Below are 18986 nucleotides of genomic sequence, written 5' to 3' on the forward strand. Positions count from 1 at the left end.
ATGAGAAAGCAAACACAGCTTTTGAGTAAGTCAAAGGTCATTTTGCTTGCGGAAAACACCCAAATGAGAAAGCAAACACAGCTTTTGAGTAAGTCAAATGCCATTTTGAGAAAGCATTTAAGTATTTTGAGAAAGTAAATAGGTATTTTTATAAAGCAATGAGGCTTTTTGATAAAGTAATCAGCAGATATACTTGACAATTAAAAATCGCGTCTGCATAAATGAAGTCGGCGGTAGAATAACTTAATAACTTTTCTATAACTTTCTGTTTCTAGAGGAATTACCTCAGCTACTCATCTTCGATCAGAACTGTTACAGCAGCGATCGCAATTAACATTTCGTCATTTTTATCGTTGAGTTCAGGAATCGCCCGCCCTTGAACTATCATCCCCCCAGATTCTACGGTGAGAGTTTTGCGACCAAATGGTAATACAGCTAGTACCTCTTCTTCCCTAACTTGTTCTGGGTATGGAACTGCTACTTGAACCTCTATAATCATTTGATTGGGGTGACTCAAACCTGCAACTTCCCAAACACCAGGTAAGGCATTGTGAGCGATCGCATTCCGTACTGCCCTAGATGCTGCTACTGTGGGTTCTTGTCCGTGCTGATCTATTCCCATCCCCATCTCGATAATCAAGCGTTTACGCGCCATTACTACCTCCAATAAATCCTGCACCTTTCACTTTATCTTTTTATTGCAAGCAAAGGTGACTAATAAACCTGACTTTTCACGGTATGTGGAAAAGTCAGAAGCTGTGGGGTGTAGTAAAACTTTCTCCAGTTCCATACACCCTACCCCCTGCTCCCCTCACCCAGCAATTCTAGATTGGCAAACTACTAATGGTCTGTCCCAAAAGTAATGATTAGGTAAATCAGTTTTAAATTTCTCTTCTTTACCTCTTAACTTCGCGCTCTTCTCTAACGAGACGCTACGCGAATGCGTCTTTGCGGTTCGTTCTCTTAATTCTCAGAATTAATGGGACAGACCACTAATACAGCACGGCGTAAATAAACATACCATCCAAAATGTCTGAAAAGCTTAATTCACAAACCTTTTGACTTTTGACTTTTTACTTTTGACTTCCGCCTTACGGTACTAGGGAGTTGCCACAACTTGAAAGCGTCGCATCATATCAAAATCTTCGTGTTCCAAGATGTGACAGTGCCAGAGATAATACCCTGGTTTGTCGAAGGTGGCAATGATGCGAACAACTTCACCTGGGTAAACAACTACAGTGTCTTTCCAACCTTTCTCTGAGAGTGGTGGAGGCTCAGGATTGCCGATTAGACCAGCGCTTTGTAGAAATAGCTTAGTCTTACGAAGGTCTTTGATAATTGGGATTGCACTGCCAGCAAAATTCTGTCGATTTAGAATCAAGAAGGAAACCAAGTGCAAGTGAATGGGGTGTGGCTCCTGTGTCGTGTTGTATAATTCCCAAACTTCAGTTGTGCCAAGTTTTGGTTTCTCAGTAATTGGTTCGTCATAGCGCAATGAGCCGTCAGCCAATGTACCTTGCTCTAGGAGCTTTCGACCGTATTCATCCGTATTTTCAAAAAGAACCAGTTGCCGAGTCAGTCCGGTTTGAGCAGGAGGTATAATCTTGTTAGGTAGCAACTGTGTTGTCAGTCCATGATTTTCATTAGTATCGACTGTCGCATTTGGAACATTTGAAAGGGGTTGTTCGACCGCAATCTTGATTATCTGACCTGTAAGCTCAGAATCAGCTTTATCATCGAAGTTCCTGATGATGAACTCTTTTCCTGCATCGCCAGTGAAGTCAACAATCACATCAGCGCGTTCACCGGGAGCAAGAACTAAATTTTCCAGCGCGACTGGTTTTTCTAATAAGCCTTGCTCAGTGCCAATTTCGTAAAACTTTTCCTTTGAGTCGTTAAAATTCAGATTGTAAAAGCGCGAATTTGAACCGTTTGCCAAGCGTAAACGATACTTTCTCGGTTCAACCGCTAGTTTTGGCCAAGTCATACCATTTACTAGGATGAAATTACCGTAGAAATTTGGCACTGTACTTGGATATGGAGCATCTGGATAATTTGAACCAGGTGGGTAATAAAGCTGACCCTTGGCAGTAAAATCTCGATCCTGGATGATCAGTTCTTTCTCGTAGTCACCACCAGGCAAAATGTTGCGATTGATTAGATTAATTTCGTTGTTATCCCTCAGCAAATAGAAGCCTGCAAGACCAGCGTATACACTTAAACGATTGTTACTGAGAATGTGGTCGTGATATAAAAGTGTCGCTGCCCGCTTATTGTCATTTGCATAACTATAGTTCTTTTTAACCCAACTGGGCCCGGTTTGGGAAAAATCTTGGGTAAACCAAGCTTCGGAATATCCGTCGCTAGTCCACTCAGTATGACCGCCATGTACATGGGTCACTGTAGGTACAAGCCCTTTGGAAAGAGCATTTTCAACCGATTTTGAAATAATGCTTTTGTCTACTGGGAAAATATGTCCGGTTTTTGGTAGTTTGTTGTCCCACAGCACTTCAATCGGTACGTCTTTTCGTGTCACCAATGTGGAACCTGGGTAAGTAACAGCCTTTTGCCCTTTTAAGCCATACCCCCAAACTGTTGTATTCAAGCGTGCATCATCCTTTGTACCATATATGCCATCTGCACCAGGACTGCTATATAGTCCAAGCCATTGCTTGGTTTGTCCCATCTCTACATTGAAGTGACCACCCTTTGTAGCATCTATCCTGCCTAGAGACGGCAGCGAATTGATGAACTTCGGTTGAGTTCTTGGATCTAGCCGCGAATCAGCAGCCATAGTTAAACTCAATTTAGAAAAGATGATTCCAGCCAGTAGTGTTACAATAAAGACAAAGGGGAGATACAGTTTGAAGTTTCGCCTCCACTTACTTAGCAACGATTTGCTAGTCATAATTAATCTACTCCTTCAAAAATTCTTATTGATAGTAAGCAGTAGAGATCCAATTAAAAAATGCTGCTTATGTCTAGTTTTTTACTAGAAATAATTTTTAATGTACTTAAATAAAATTCCGTAAATTACACCTAAAACATACATAACTTATTTAAAACTCAAAAAAAATGATTTATTTTTTGCAATAGTTGACTTTTTGTTAGAGAATGTTCTTCTAATTAAACGAAATCTTTGGATAGGTAATAAGCGAACCCAGAGAAGTATACTACTTTGTGTTGATTAACTCTCAACCTCCGCAAAATTGCTGTTTAGTCCCCTAATCGCCTAAAAGCGTTGCAGCTAAATGCAAGGTATGCCGATTTGAAGGGACTGCCCTATCGCTACCAAATCAAGAGATTATGGCAGGAGCCTTCTGTTAGAAAAAGGTAAAGTAGCATATTTTGGTTTTTATGCCATCTTCTATAATTGATAAAACCTGCACACCTAATTCTAGGCATGAGACTGTGACCGAACCAGGAAGTTACAAAGATACTGTAAACCTACCCAAGACTAACTTTGATATGCGGGCAAACGCCATCAAGCGTGAGCCTGAAATCCAAAAATTTTGGGAAGAAAATAAAATTTACGATCACCTCTCCAAAAACAACCCCGGCGAATTATTTATACTGCACGATGGGCCTCCCTACGCTAATGGCTCACTCCATATTGGTCATGCCTTAAATAAAATTCTCAAAGATATTATTAATCGCTACCAACTGCTACAAGGGCGTAAAGTTCGCTACGTCCCTGGTTGGGATTGTCACGGTTTACCAATTGAGTTGAAAGTTTTGCAGAACATGAAGTCAGCAGAACGGCAAAACTTAACATCTTTACAACTGCGCTTAAAAGCAAAAGAATTTGCCTTAGCTACGGTAAACGACCAACGCCAAAATTTTCAACGCTACGGTATTTGGGGTGATTGGAACCACCCTTATCTAACTCTGAAGCCGGAATATGAAGCGGCTCAAATTGGCGTGTTTGGTCAGATGTTCTTAAAAGGCTATATCTATCGTGGTTTGAAGCCGGTTCACTGGAGTCCCAGTTCTCAAACCGCTTTAGCTGAAGCTGAGTTGGAATATCCTGAAGGTCACGTTTCTCGCAGTATCTATGCAGCTTTTGCAGTTACCAGTTTGGCGTCAGCTGTAAAACCACTATTGGCGGAATATCTCTCAGATTTGGGTGTGGCTATCTGGACAACTACACCTTGGACAATTCCGGGGAATTTGGCTGTGGCGGTGAATGCAGATTTGAATTATGCAGTGGTAGAAGTTTCCCGCCCAGAAACGGAGTCGCAAAGTAATTTCAAATACCTAATCGTTGCTGCTGATTTAGTAGAACGTTTATCTTCAACGTTGGGAGTTGAGTTAACTCTAAAAGCCACCTTTAAGGGGAATGATTTAGAACATACTACTTACCGTCATCCTTTATTTGACCGGGAAAGTCCGATTATAATCGGCGGTGATTACATCACTACTGAGTCGGGTACTGGGTTGGTACATACTGCACCCGGTCATGGTCAAGAAGACTACATTGTTGGTCAGCGCTACGGTTTGCCCATCCTTGCACCAGTGGATGACTATGGCAATTTTACCGAAGAAGCGGGAGAATTTGCTGGGTTAAATGTGTTGGGTGATGGAAATCAAGCGGTGATTGATGCAATGGCTGCGGCTGGTTCTTTGTTGAAGGAAGAACCATACCCCCATAAATATCCTTATGATTGGCGGACGAAGAAGCCAACAATTTTCCGCGCCACTGAACAATGGTTTGCTTCCGTGGAAGGATTTAGAGAAGAAGCATTAAAGGCGATCGCCACGGTAAAATGGATTCCAGCCCAAGGTGAAAATCGGATCACGCCAATGGTGGCGGAACGTTCCGATTGGTGTATCTCTCGTCAACGTGCTTGGGGTGTACCGATTCCCGTTTTCTACGACGAAGCCACGGGGGAACCACTGCTGAATGAAGAAATTATCAACCACGTCCAAGGAATCATCGCAGAAAAAGGTTCCGATGCTTGGTGGGAACTTTCAGTTGAGGAATTATTACCCGAATCTTATCGTAATAATGGCAAGTCTTACCGCAGAGGTACAGACACAATGGATGTATGGTTTGATTCTGGTTCATCTTGGGCGGCTGTTGCCAAGCAGCGTCCAGAGTTACGCTACCCTGCTGATATGTACTTGGAAGGTTCCGACCAACATCGCGGCTGGTTCCAGTCAAGTTTGCTCACCAGTGTAGCAGTGAATGACATTGCGCCTTACAAAACTGTGCTAACTCACGGCTTCGCTTTGGATGAACAAGGGCGGAAGATGAGCAAGTCAGAAGGAAATGTGGTTGACCCAAATACAATCATTGAAGGCGGGAAAAATCAAAAAGTAGAACCGGCCTACGGTGCAGACGTATTGCGATTGTGGGTGTCTTCGGTAGACTACTCCGGCGATGTCCGCATTGGTAAAAACATCATCAAGCAACTGAACGATGTTAGAGGTAAGATTCGCAATACGGCGCGGTTTTTGTTGGGTAGCTTGGATGATTTTGACCCCCAAAAAGATGCAGTTCCCTTTGAAGAATTGCCAGAACTTGACCGTTATATGCTGCACCGCATCACCGAGGTGTTTGAGGAAGTAACTGTTGCCTTTGAGAATTTCCAATTCTTCCGCTTTTTCCAAACAGTGCAGAATTTCTGCGTGGTGGATTTATCTAACTTTTATTTAGATGTGGCCAAAGATAGATTGTACATCAGTGCAAAGGATGCTTTCCGCCGTCGCAGTTGTCAAACGGTGCTGAAGATAGCAATAGATAATTTAGCACGAGCGATCGCACCAGTGTTATCTCACACTGCCGAAGATATCTGGCAATATCTCCCTTACAAAACACCTTACAAATCGGTATTTGAAGCCGGTTGGGTACTAGTTGAGGAAAAATGGCGTAATCCTGAATTAGCGGAATTTTGGACAGAATTACGAAAAATTCGTGATAAGGTGAACAAAACTCTAGAAATATATCGATTGCAAAAAACAATCGGATCTTCTTTAGAAGCGAAAGTTGTGATGCATGTCTTCGATGAAAGATTGCGTCAACGTTTACAAGCTTTCAATCCTCATACTCACGGTTCAGTTGAAAAAAGTAATGGTGTAGATGAGTTACGTTATCTATTTTTAGCTTCTCAAGTAGAAGTGCCATTTGAACCCATTTCTAAGGAAGGAGAAGATGCTGACATATATTTTGAGGTTCACAAAGCAGATGGGCAAAAATGCGATCGCTGTTGGAACTACTCTACTCATGTGGGAGAATCAGCAGAACATCCCTTAATTTGCGAACGATGCGTTGCAGCCTTAGCTGGAGAGTTCTAGTAAATATACGTTAGTTCAACAAACCTCTTTCTACCTTCAACTAAAGTTCAAGTTTTTCCCTCTTTGAGTCAGAGAGGGAATTTTTTGCCTAGTAAAACCTCTTAGTGGTCTTTTCATTCAGCTAATTAGATAGACACTACATCATCCGTGCAATTCCGGATAAATCAGGTTGCAGTCACTGCCTGAAATAGATATTTTGCGTAATACACATTATAGTTATTTCCTACAGTGCGTAATTCCTCAGTGTAATATACTTATGAACAAAAAAAATGAGTGTTATTACGCAATAATTATCAGTATTTCCACTGTATTATATTCAACTACAGAGCTAAATAGAGGAATTATTAAGAAATGATAAAAGTATGGATTAATACCTATAATTTAGACTAAAACATCGATTAAGCCAATCAAAATTCAAAAGACACAAAGATATGTCAAATAAAGTTGCTAAAGAATTGGCAGATTTTTTGGTGCAAATAGAACAGCGATCGCAGTGTCATGCAGGTTATCCATATAATTTAAGTTGTGATTACAGTGCGATCGCAAACTTTTTCAATTATCTGTTGAATAATGCTGGAGATCCTTATGTAGAGCCAGATTTTGCTCTTCATTCTCGTAAGTTTGAACAAGAAGCCTTATCTTTTTTTGCTAACCTCTATAAAATTGCAGAAGATCAGTTTTGGGGTTATGTTACTGCTGGCGGAACTGAAGGTAATTTATATGGAATGTTCTTAGCAAGGGAAATCTACCCGAATGGGATTCTTTACTCATCACAAGACTCTCATTACTCAATTCCCAAAGCAGCTAAATTATTCCGTATCCAACATAATGTTGTTAATTCGCAAATTAATGGAGAAATGAATTATGACCATTTTGAACAACTACTTAGTGAAAATCGTAGTTATCCAGCCATCATAAATTTAAATATTGGGACTACTGTCAAAGGTGCAATTGATAACTTAGACAAAGTTATAGAAATTTTAGAGCGCAATCAGATTAAAGATTATTACATCCATTGTGATGCTGCACTTTCAGGATTAATATTACCGTTTTTAGATGGCGCTCCACAAGTTAACTTTCAAAAACCCATAGATAGTATAGCTATTTCTGCTAAATTCATTGGTTCTCCGTTACCTTGTGGTGTAGTTTTGACTAAAAAGAAATGGGTAGAAAAAGTTGAAACAGCAATTGAATATATTGGTTCAACAGATACAACAATTCTAGGATCTAGAAATGGTCACACTCCCCTAATTCTCTGGTATGCAATTCAAACAAGAGGTTATGATGGATTAGCTAGAGAAGCAAATACTTGTATTGATAATGCCCAATATCTTTTCCAACAACTTCAAATAAGAGAATATCCATGCATGTTAAATAAATTTTCCAATACCGTGGTGTTTCAAAAACCTTCTCAAAGGTTAATTAAAAAGTGGCAGTTAGCAGTTTTGGAAAATTTGGCACACATTATAGTCATGCAGAATATTAATCGCAACAAAATCGATATTTTTATTAATGAACTTTTGCAAGAAGAAGGATCACTTGATAACGCAGAGGATTTCCAGCTACAACCAGTACTACACTAATGTAGATTATCAAGTAATATTAATCGTCCAATTTTACCAGATGTTTCTTTAAACAGAATTTGATTCCAAGATTTTATCTCTTTAAAAAGTTTTTACAACACAAGTTAGCAGCAAGTAATGTTTCTACTTCTGCACTTTCCATAGCTGGTAAGAAAAAATGCCCTTGTCCATAATCACATTGTAAAGCCTTCAGTTGTGCTAATTGCTCTACAGTTTCTATCCCTTCTGCTGTTACAGACATATTTAAATTATGAGCTAATGTCACAATAGCTCGAACAATTTCTAAATTTTCTCCTCGACTGCCTATATTACTGACAAAAGAACGGTCAATCTTAAGGGTTTTGATTGGTAGGCGGTGCAGATAATTCAAGGATGAATAGCCAGTACCAAAATCATCCATGTGCAACTCGACATTCAGCGCTGTTAACTGGGAAAGTACGGTGGTAGCTAATTCAAAATTATCCATCAACAAGGTTTCAGTAATCTCCAATTTCAAACTTACTGGGTTCAGTCCAGTTTGCTCTAAAATATGTTTAACTTGTTTAAACACATCAGGTTGAGTGATTTGTTTGCCAGAAAAATTAACACTAATTGTCAGAGGTAATGAACTAGGAAATTGTTTATGCCATTTGTGCATTTGATGACAGGCTTCATAAAGCACCCATTGACCGATATTAACAATCATTCCAGTTTCTTCTGCCAGGGGAATAAAATCTTGAGGGGAAACAAGCCCTCGTTTTGGATGATGCCAACGTATCAGTGCCTCAAATCCAATAATTTTACCAGTTGTCAGTGAAATAATTGGCTGGTAATAAAGGCGAAATTGTTCTTGTTTGAGTAGTGCATTTCGCAGAGCAGTTTCTAACTCCAAGAGCAAAGATGCACCCTCATGCATTTTTCGGTCAAAGACCTCATAGCGTGCCTTACCAAGTGATTTGGCGCAGTACATTGCCACATCGGCATCGCGTAGAATCTGCGCTGCTTGCTCATAATCTGCTTTACTTAAAGCGATGCCAATACTAGCATTAGTAAACACCCTATGCTCATTTAATTGAAATGGTAAAGATAGCACTTTTTTAATTCGCTCGGCTACCTGTATGGCGGTACTAATATCCTCAATTTCCTCAATTAAGATTGTGAACTCGTCTCCACCAAAACGGGCAACTATATCTCCAACTCGCAGAACTGATTTTAGGCGATGAGAAATTTCAATTAAAAGTTGATTTCCCAGTAGATGTCCAAGGCTGTCATTAACAACTTTAAAACGGTCTAAGTCTAAGAAGAGTACGGCAAATAAATATTTATTTTGCTCTTTAGTACGTTCTATTGTTCGCTGCACTCGCTCCAAAAATAATCGTTGATTAGGTAATCCGGTTAGCCCGTCATGAAGACTATTGTGCAGTAATTGCTCTTGTGCTTGTTGACGCTTGATAATGTCTTGCTCAAGTTGTTCATTCACTCTAATAAGTTCAACGGTGCGTTCTAGAACCATCTGCTCAAGCTGATGACGATACTGAACTAGTTCTTTTTCTACTAACTTACGTTTAGTAATGTCACGGATAATAACAACATACTCTCGTAGCTGGGAATTAAATGGCTGTGAAATAGTCGATTCAACAATTAGTAGAGCTTGGTTTATTTTTAAAGTTTGCTCACTTCTAATAGGCCATTGCTCCGGTTTGCCGCGATAGCTGATTAAGAGTTGATTCAATTTTTTGCCAATTAGCTGCTGAAGATTTGTTTGAAATAATTCTTCAGCAGCAGCATTTGTCTGGCAAATTTTACCGTTTTCATCTAAGACTAAAACAGTATCAGGGACAGTATCGAGAGTAGTAATAAATAGGCTTTTTGCTTGTTTGCGTGCATCATCAATAGCAGCGATTTGTGGTAGAGTTGTCCAGCAAGCGATCGCAACCCCTGTAAAAGAAAGTGTCACTAACAGAATAGCTAGCAAAGAGTTATGAATACTATTATAGTTTCCGTCTAATAAATCGCGGAGAACCCAACTGCTTGTCGCAGTAATACAAATTAATGATACTAGGACAATCACCTGTAGTACCACAAAATCTTGGTTGTTTATACTAGACCTAATGTTGTAATGCTGTGTCCACCATTTTAGGTGTAATGGTGATAATTTTAAACGACGTAGCCCTACATCTCCTATCATCAGAAGAATGGGTAATAATAAACCCACTAAAAAATCTCTCCAATTCCAAGCTAAACCTCCTACTATTAGAACTACCGCTTCTACACAGAAAAAACTAAGTGACCACCAAGGCCATAAGACCTGCGGTTTGCTCCGACACAGCCATAATCCCAGATGTAAACCCATAATCGACAGGAGATAACAGGTGCCTGCTACCGTGACAAGTTGAGGTACATTTCCCAAATTCAGACAAAGCAGACTGAGTAGAAAGGTAACTAAGATAGCGGGCCCAAGGACACCTTGGGGGGAAACTAATGTAAATATAGGAGAAAGCTGATCGTCTGAAGCAAGTTGATATAATATCCGAGGAGAGTTGGAAACTGCCGTAGCAGCACTTAAAAGGCAGGATACAGTAATGATAAGTGTGACTATAAAAGAGGCAGATTCACCCCAAAAAGGCTTAGAAGCTGCCACCAGATTTAAGAACGCATCGTCACCTATTGTTGGATTTGGAGCCGAACACATTAATACCCAAGAACCACCTAAAAACACCGCAGGAATTAGCCAAGCAGCTACGGTTAAGAACCTCAAAGTTTTATATGGCTGGCGGCTATCAGCAACAAAAGAAGAAGTGGTTTCACAAGCATAAATTGAATAGCTAGCTAGAAAAAACCACTTTGCCCATTCTTCAAAGCTCAGGCTATCTGTGCTAGTTAGTATAAATTTAAAACTAGTGGTTGAGAAGGTTAACCATAGTACGCCTTGAATACAAAATAAAAGTAGTAATAAAATGGCTGGGAATACAAACAATAAATGCAGGAGCGCTAAAGCACGGGTGCCACTGAAAGCCAAAATAAAAGGAATTGCTGTAAAAAGAACTTTTAAAAAAGTTTCTGGACAAGAAATACCTAATGTTTCAAAATTGACTTTAACTAGGTTTGTGAGAATAATCGCATACAGTGCTGGTGCTGCTGCCCAGCTAAAAAAGTATCCTAAGGCTACGTAACGGCCTAAGCCAGGAAAGTTCTCTAGTAGCCTTGTGGTATAGTTTGGTGTTCCTCCGGCGACATCTGGCCAATGTCTACCTAGACTTTGTACCTGCAAGTTGAGTAAAAAAGAGATGATCGTGCCAAACAACCAAACTAAGATAGCTTTGGGCCCTAACGCTGCATGAATAATGGGGGCAGTACCAATCCATCCCACATGACCCGTTAAGCCAAAGCCCCAGGTTTCGAGATAACTTAGAGTCCGTGGTAAACGCATTACCAAGCGTTGATTTTTCTCTGCCTGTACAGAATTTTTAGTAAGCATTGTTTCTTAGCGAGATTTACTGGCCTTTTCACTCAATAGCCGAATATTGCTGTACATAGCTTCAGTATAAACACTGGACTTGTCGGAAAAATCACTTAATTATTACCCTTTTTATAAAGGAAGGCAGAAGGCAGACTGCGGGTTTTTATGGGGTCATTTTCCCAAGCTTTGTGCCCCCTCTCCCCCAATCCCTACTCCGAGGGGGCCCCGAGTCCCCCTGCCTTTTCGTTGAACTCACCAGTTCTGGAGCTATAGCTATAGCTTTTGCAACAACTCCTGAGTTAACTGAAAGAACGCTTTTGAACCAGCTGATTGAGGAGCATTTAAAACAGCTGGTATAAAACTATCGACAGCCTTAGCAACATTGACATCAACTGGTATTTGTACCTTACAAATTTTTTCTACACCGAAATCTTCAACAACGCGGTGCATCACTTGTTTATAGTATCTGCCAGTGAGAAGGTTAGCGCTGGACATGCTGAATACAATTCCCAGCATTTTTATATCTATTTTGGTTTCATGTCCGTGACTGTCTTTTAATTGGGCAATGCGTCTTTCTAACAGTTGAATACCCACTACAGATAAGGGTTCTGGTTTAGCAGGAAGGATGTAAAAATCACTGGCAGCTAAAGCGCTACGAGTCAATAAATTATATCCAGGCGCACAATCCAAGAGGATAAAATCATATTCTTGACGTACAGATTTTAAAATATTATTGATCAAGACTCTTTCAAAGCGATTCCAAATTGTTTCAAAGTCCTGTTCACCCAAAGCAGTTGCTTGCTGATGCAGCATTTCTGACACAACAAATTCATCATATAAGTCGATATCTCCTGGTAATAAATCTAATCCTGGAAGATTACAAACCTGGGATTGAATGATATCTTTAATTGTCAATTTTGCTTCTGGTTCGGGATTGATAACTTGGTCTATCAGATACCTGAATGTCTTACTTTGTTTACGACGCTTGGCAAAATCTAAAGGTGACATCAAACTGAGTGTGGCGCTAATTTGGCTGTCTAAATCAAGGACAAGCACCCGCTTACCATGATTTTTAGCTAAACAGGTAGCTAAGTTGACGGTGAGGGTGGTTTTACCAACGCCACCTTTCATATTTGCGGTAGCAATTACATATCCCATTGGTTGAGTCCTCTGTTGACGCATTTCCATGTAGGTAGCGTACACCTGTCTCGATCTATTAAATCTTCCATTAAATTTAAGATTTTTGGAAACAGGGGGATTAAGGGTTTTGAGTGCGTAAGTCCTGGATGAAATGAGCTAATACACTGTGGCGGTAGTTTGCTTACCTTTAACAAGGAGATTTTGCCCCTTGTTGAGCTACTCGTCCGGTTAATTAAGATAGTACGTGGATTTACCGCCGCTCTGTACTAGTAAAATTACTATCACTTTGGTTGAAAGCTAGATAACATTAAGTTCGGCGTGTTTACTGTTCGGGAGTGCCAAAATGTCTAAACAGCTGGGTCAAAAAATCGCACCTACACCTATATCAAATGATATCAATGTCGTGGATTTGATTGATCAATACTTTACCGCTTACAACTCAGCACGGTTGCGGGAAATCTGCCAACTTCTGAGTCGTGATGTGCTAACGGAAGGTGTGACGGTGGGAGTTAGCCTCTCCGGTGCGATGACGCCAGCAGGATTCGGGGTTTCAGCGCTTGCACCCTTAATTCGCAACGGCTTTATTGACTGGATGATTAGCACTGGTGCAAATCTTTACCACGATATGCACTACGGTTTGGGTTTTGAACTTTTTGCTGGTAATCCGTTTTTGGATGATGTGAAACTGCGCCAGGAAGGTACTATTCGCATTTATGACATTATCTTTGGTTACGATGTGCTACTGGAAACTGATGCGTTCATCCGCAAGATTCTACAAGGGGAAGCGTTTCAGAAGCGGATGGGAACTGCTGAGTTTCACCATTTACTAGGTAAGTATGTTCGAGAAGTAGAAAAGCAGTTGGGTGTACAGCATTCCTGTTTGCTTGCTACAGCTTATGAGTATGGCGTGCCTATATATACGTCTTCTCCAGGAGATAGCTCAATTGGGATGAACGTGGCGGCTTTGGCTTTGGAAGGTTCGCAGTTGGTGTTAGATCCATCAATTGACGTAAATGAAACGGCTGCGATCGCATATAATGCCCGTGAATCTGGAGGTAAAAGTGCGGCTGTAATTCTTGGTGGCGGTAGTCCGAAAAACTTTTTGCTCCAAACTCAACCGCAACTTCACGAAGTATTGGGACTAGAAGAACGAGGACACGATTACTTTGTACAATTTACCGATGCGCGTCCAGATACAGGCGGTTTGTCTGGAGCAACCCCATCGGAAGCTGTCAGTTGGGGTAAGATTGACCCGGAAGAGTTACCTAATACTATTGTTTGTTATACCGATAGCACGATCGCTCTACCACTGGTAACAGCATACGTCTTGAACAAGTGCCAGCCTCGTCCACTGAAGCGTGTGTACGACAGGCGAGAAGCCATTTTGGATAAACTGCAAAAAGACTATCTAGCAGCCAAAACCCAACCATCGGATCAGGTTCCAGCAGCAGTGGCTGAAAGTGCCCAAAAGCAAACAGCGACTTATCCTTGTGGGCGGTTGATTCCGAATACTCCGTAGGGAGTGGGGAAGGTGGGGCCCCCTCTGGGGATAAGGGGTAATGGGGAGTGAGGAGTAGGGGAGGCAGAAGGCAAGGGGGAGAATAAAAAATTACCTCTTTCCCCTCTGCTCCCTGCCCCTGTGCCTCTTTCCAAAGCCCCTTATCCTTTGCGTCCAATCAACAAATAAGTGGTTATTTTCCCTTTACCTTGAACTTCGATTTCGCCCCGCTTTTCAAATAGAAATTCATCACATAAAGACTTATAAGTATCTTCTGTAACGTGGGTTTTACCAACAATACCTTGGGATTCCATGCACCTAGCGATGTTTACCGTGTTTTTGCAGAGATTATACGTAAATTTTTTAAAGTCAATTACTCCCGCCATTACGGAACCGCTATGGATACCGATACGGATGCTGAAGTTTTGGTTATTCTCAATATTAAATAGAGCGATCGCAGTTTGCATTTGGAGTGCCATTTGAGCGATCGCTTGAGCATGATCCCGGCGGTGTGTGGGCAAACCACCAACTACCATATAAGCATCGCTAATAGTCTTGATTCTCTCTAAACCATGTTGTTCGGTGAGGCGATCAAAAGTTAAGAAAATCGAGTTGAGTAAGTTTACCAGTTGAATTGCACTCATAGAAGCAGCAATTTCGGTAAAGCCGACAATATCTGCAAATAGAACTGTGACATTACCAACGTCTTCGACAATGTTAGCTGCTTCTTTCAAGGGTTTGGAGATTGCTGCTGGCAAACTATTCAGCAATAAACGTTCGGTTTCTTCCTGCTGATGGCGCAGCGCTTGTTCTGCTGCTAGTCGCTGGGTGATATTGCGAAAAATGCCGCGAATCGCAACTGGATAACCTTCGACAAATTTACAGTTAATATTACCTTCTAGAAAGATTGTTTGACCGTCTTTAGTAACGAATGCGGCTTTTGCTGGGCCGATCTTTTCTCCTGACAGCACGCGATAAAATTTTTGCAAACAGTCTTGTTTAAATTCTGGATGTATAATATCGAAAACTTTCATATTCACAATTTCAGCTTCGCTATATCCCAAAGCTTCTCGCCATGCACGATTGACATACAAAAAATGACCCGATGCATTGACGCATTGAATCAAATCATTAGCATTTTCAAATAAATCTCGATATCTTTCTTCACTTTCTACAAGAGCATCTTCTGCTTGTTTGCGTTTGATAAACTGGGCGATTTGACTACCAATAGAACCCACCATTTGCAATAAGTCTTTATCCTTTGGTTGTACATCCCGGCTAAAGAAAACCATCACTCCTAAGATTTCACTATCGTCTAAGATGGGGAAGCCAAAAGCTGCGTGCAATCCAGCCTTAGCAGCAGGTTGCGATCGCCGAATGTCTCCATCTTCTGTGATATCTTGAATCCACAGGGGCAAACGTCTAATCCAAATTCTACCAGGGAAGCCAACACCAGGTGTATAGGTAGTTTGCCAGGTGATTGCTTTAAACTCTCGCGCAGAAATTACTCGACTTGACCAAATTTCCACACACCTTAGTACTGCATTGAGGCTATGTCCTTGTATGGAAGTGCCAATATATTGACTTGGTGTCCAAAGTTCGCCTAAATCCCATCCCAAGTTTTGACAAATCGACTGCAAAATTTGCGGAATTACCTGTTTTACAGTTTGGGATTCTGATAAGATACGAGTGATAGCATACTGGGCACTTGTACGTTGTTCCCGTTGCTGCCGAGCAGTAATATCCCGACCAATGTAGACAATCTCTTCTAATCCTTTTATTTTTTTCGGAATTACTGAACAAGAAAAAGCAATCAACCGCTTTTCTCTAGTTTTGGTTCGGCAAACTACCTCTAAATTCTGAAGATTTTTCTGAAAAAAAGAATGCTGGTGAATGGCTTTTATTAAGACTTGCTCATCATCAATTATCAGTGATATTGGTTGATTGATTAATTCTTCTTCACTAAAACCAAATAATTGTTGAGCAGCACGATTTACTTTTTTGATTTCCCCTACATTACTGGTTATAAACAAAGCATCTGCCATTGCAGTAATTACTTGATCCATGTAGTTTTTGTATTAAATTAAAGAAGATAAATTTTTAAAATATAGTAATAGCAAAGTTCAATTTTTCGCCATATAAGGTAATCATTACACTTAAAATGAATAACTTAGTAATTAGAAATAACAATTAATAATTTAGTACCAATGATGATTATTTTAGTTATTATTTCAAATGTTTGAGCAATATACAAGCTTGTTTGGGGAAATTTTCTAGAAGTTACTAATACTCAGTTCTCTTACTGAAATTGATATTAATTGATTAAGTGTGCTATTTTTTCATATCAACCCAGTGTGGTTGAGCGAAAATGACCATCAGCAACCTTTTAATTTGGTTGCTCAAAATTAACTAAGTGAGCGGAAATAACATGTATTCTACCTTTTGGATGATTGACAATTAAAAATAATTATGAATTATATTAACAAATTATACTTAATAGCGCGGTTGATAAACGATCGCCATTTTAACAAAATCACTCTTGTGCAATCCAGTCCTGGGTAAAGCTGAAAGTTATATTGTTATCCGCTATTTTGAAGTATAAGATATTACAACGCCTTGCTAGTTCAAAAAGTAAACTTTTATTAAATGTAAAATTGCAGTGCGATCGCCTAAAATTTAATCTTGAGAAAGTCGAATCTATAAAGTTATTCAAAACCCAATGAATCACCAGCGTGCTAATACTCTCAAAGCTGCATTTCAAGTTTGTAATGTTGAACCGTTAGAGGGTGCAGACATGGAACGGTACTACGTTGATTTATCAGCAGTACGCAAAACATCAGCAATTGACAGCGTTAGTACGATTTTAGACTTTCAAGAACCCGCAGATTTCAGCACAATTTTGTTTACCGGACATCGCGGCTGTGGCAAAAGTACAGAGTTAAAACGCATTCAGAACCAATGGGGAGAACAATATCACGTAATTTATTTAGAAGTTAACGAAGAAACAGATATTAATGATGCTCGTTATACAGATTTATATTTAGTCGTCATCAAACAAGTAGAATTTGAGTTGCGTAAATTAGGTTTAAATTTTGATGCTCAACTTCTGCAAAACTTTGAATCTTGGTTCAAGGATATTACTAAAGAAACAGAAGAAACTGTAGAAAAGTCTGTCAGTATTCAGGGAGAAGCGACTTTGAAACCAGAAGCTCCATTTATTGCTAAATTGATGGTTAAATTACTGGCACAAATTAAAGGTTCTGATAAGCAAAAAACTACTATTCGCCAAACTTTAGAAAAAGACCTATCACGTCTCAAAGCAGATATTAACCTTTTATTAGGAGATGCCTACGTTAAACTCCGAAAAAAATTCCCTGAATGTAAGGGTTTATTGATTATTTTTGACAACATGGATCGTGTACCACCGCCGATCGCAGAACATTTATTTTTTGACTATGCGGCTCAGTTACAATAATTATATTGCACGATAATTTATACAGTGCCAATTTCTGTACTTTGTTCGCCTAAAAACCCACTCAATCAGTTTGATGGTAATCCTCATATTGTCCCAATGGTGAATATTTATGAATTGGAACGCGATCGCTGCCATTTAAACTACAATCAAACCGGACTTGAAGCAGTTGCCAGCGTGATTGAAAAGCGGGTAGATATTGATGCTGTCTTTGCATCTCGCCAGGAATTGCTAGATTTAGCCAAAGCCAGTGGAGGACATGTCCGCCAATTAATGCAGATGATGCGGACTGCTTGCCAAACTGCTAGTACTCGCAAACATCCCAAAATTATTGCTGAAGATATTATTTATGCTGTGAAACAACAGCAATTTAGTTTTGAAAGGTTTATTCCTGAAGAACATTATGCGTTTTTAGCTCAAGTTTGTATAACCAAGAATGTCAGCAAAGATGATATCGGCCAGTTAATGCTGTTTAACACTTCAGTTTTGGAATACAACGGCGATAAACGATGGAATTATCCCAATCCAGTGGTGAAGCAAAATGAATTCTTCCAGAAAGCCCTCGCATCCGCACTCGCAGCGCAACCTTAGCTCAGAAATAGGGACGTTTATCGCGCTTAATCAAGAGGTATTTGCTGAATTACTCACTTTTGTAGACTTTGCAGAAAAGTTTACCATTGGTTTTGTAGAAATTAATTTTCCCCCAGATGCAGAAATATTAGTTGAGGCGTTAAAGACAAATCCTGAGTGTCGGGATATTCAGTTTGTTAGTCTGAGTTTTTCTGATGCCAATTTGCGATTTCTCCGGGATGAAATTGTCAAGATATTACCAACTATTGAAATAGAATATAACAAAAAATTAGTCTTAATTGTACAAGGTTTAGAAAAGTCTATTGGCGTTTATGGAGACTATCCGCCAGTTTTACAAGACCTCAACTTTGTCCGAGATGCTTATAAAAGAACTGTTCCTCATCCCATTCTGTTTATTCTGCCAGATTATGCGCTGACTCGGTTAGCCAAATTTGCTCCTGATTTTTGGGCTTGGCAATCGGGGATGTTTCGGTTTCAAACACCTCAAATTACTAAAGAATATGCGATTAATGAGGCTCAAAATACTGAGAGAATTATAAACAGATTAGAACCTCCAGAAAAGCAAGAGCGGATCGATTTATTACACCGCCTGCTAATGGAATATAAACCTACTGGACATCAGGCGACAGGAGAAAACCTCCGCAACTGTAGTAATATTTTGCATCAGCTAGGAGTCGCGTATATAAGTAAGATAGAACCTATCAAAGCTAGAGAATATTTAGAAGAAGCCGAAAAAATAGCTAATCAGTTTCAAGATTCCACCTTTCATGCTGAAGTCCTCAACACATTAGCAGATTCTTATGGGCTGCAAAGGCAATTTGATACAGCGATCACTTATTATCAAAAATCTTTAAGTATTTCACAGCAACTTCAGAATCCTCGCGGCGAAATTGCTGCTTTGTTGAAACTTGGCAATGCTTACTTAGAATTGAGACAATTTACACAGGCGACAACTTTCTATCAACA

At 40.0% G+C, this 18986-nt stretch carries 11 protein-coding genes; 6 read left to right on the plus strand and 5 right to left on the minus strand.

Annotation, left to right across the window (positions count from 1 at the left end; all coding sequences use genetic code 11):
* Positions 1 to 289: 289 nt before the first annotated feature.
* Together ACFFAP_RS22845 and ACFFAP_RS22850 are read right to left on the minus strand one after the other, a co-directional pair.
* Entirely contained in the window at positions 290 to 655 is a 366-nt protein-coding gene (locus tag ACFFAP_RS22845) for a Lin0512 family protein (RefSeq protein ID WP_099101269.1), read from the minus strand.
* Between the two features lie 444 nt (positions 656 to 1099).
* Positions 1100 to 2908, minus strand: coding sequence for a multicopper oxidase family protein (locus tag ACFFAP_RS22850; RefSeq protein WP_375513369.1), 1809 nt, complete (start codon positions 2906 to 2908; stop codon positions 1100 to 1102).
* Between the two features lie 503 nt (positions 2909 to 3411).
* On the opposite strand from ACFFAP_RS22850, the gene ileS reads away from it, so the two are divergent.
* Both ileS and ACFFAP_RS22860 read left to right on the plus strand, forming a co-directional pair.
* Entirely contained in the window at positions 3412 to 6297 is a 2886-nt protein-coding gene (gene ileS, locus ACFFAP_RS22855; protein WP_375513377.1) for an isoleucine--tRNA ligase, read from the plus strand.
* A gap of 431 nt (positions 6298 to 6728) precedes the next feature.
* Positions 6729 to 7880, plus strand: a complete 1152-nt coding sequence (locus ACFFAP_RS22860; RefSeq protein ID WP_375513370.1) for a histidine decarboxylase — start codon at positions 6729 to 6731, stop codon at positions 7878 to 7880.
* A 73-nt stretch (positions 7881 to 7953) separates the two neighbouring features.
* Here the strand turns inward: ACFFAP_RS22860 and ACFFAP_RS22865 are convergent, their stop codons facing one another.
* On the minus strand, positions 7954 to 11337 hold the full coding sequence (locus ACFFAP_RS22865; protein ID WP_375513371.1) for an amino acid permease: 3384 nt from the start codon (positions 11335 to 11337) through the stop codon (positions 7954 to 7956).
* Positions 11338 to 11592: 255 nt separating this feature from the next.
* Positions 11593 to 12477 carry a ParA family protein gene (locus tag ACFFAP_RS22870; protein WP_375513378.1) on the minus strand — a complete coding sequence of 295 codons (885 nt, stop codon included), beginning with the start codon at positions 12475 to 12477 and terminating at the stop codon, positions 11593 to 11595.
* Between the two features lie 325 nt (positions 12478 to 12802).
* Here ACFFAP_RS22870 and speY point away from each other — a divergent pair, with 325 nt between their 5' ends.
* Entirely contained in the window at positions 12803 to 13978 is a 1176-nt protein-coding gene (speY, locus tag ACFFAP_RS22875; RefSeq protein WP_375513372.1) for a deoxyhypusine synthase, read from the plus strand.
* Between the two features lie 140 nt (positions 13979 to 14118).
* Here the strand turns inward: speY and ACFFAP_RS22880 are convergent, their stop codons facing one another.
* The gene (locus ACFFAP_RS22880; RefSeq protein WP_375513373.1) at positions 14119 to 16023 is read right to left on the minus strand and encodes an adenylate/guanylate cyclase domain-containing protein; all 1905 of its coding nucleotides are present in this window, start codon (positions 16021 to 16023) and stop codon (positions 14119 to 14121) included.
* Positions 16024 to 16676: 653 nt separating this feature from the next.
* Here ACFFAP_RS22880 and ACFFAP_RS22885 point away from each other — a divergent pair.
* The 3 genes from ACFFAP_RS22885 to ACFFAP_RS22895 form a co-directional block, all read left to right on the plus strand.
* Positions 16677 to 17432 carry a P-loop NTPase fold protein gene (locus ACFFAP_RS22885; protein ID WP_375513374.1) on the plus strand — a complete coding sequence of 252 codons (756 nt, stop codon included), beginning with the start codon at positions 16677 to 16679 and terminating at the stop codon, positions 17430 to 17432.
* Between the two features lie 24 nt (positions 17433 to 17456).
* Positions 17457 to 18020 (plus strand): hypothetical protein, encoded by a 564-nt coding sequence (locus ACFFAP_RS22890; protein WP_375513375.1) that lies wholly within the window; start codon positions 17457 to 17459, stop codon positions 18018 to 18020.
* The coding region (locus tag ACFFAP_RS22895; protein WP_375513376.1) for a tol-pal system YbgF family protein at positions 17971 to 18986 on the plus strand (1016 nt) is incomplete at its 3' end. The genes ACFFAP_RS22890 and ACFFAP_RS22895, both read left to right, overlap by 50 nt.

It is taken from the genome of uncultured Nostoc sp., assembly GCF_964245575.1.
Taxonomy (GTDB): Bacteria; Cyanobacteriota; Cyanobacteriia; order Cyanobacteriales; family Nostocaceae; genus Nostoc.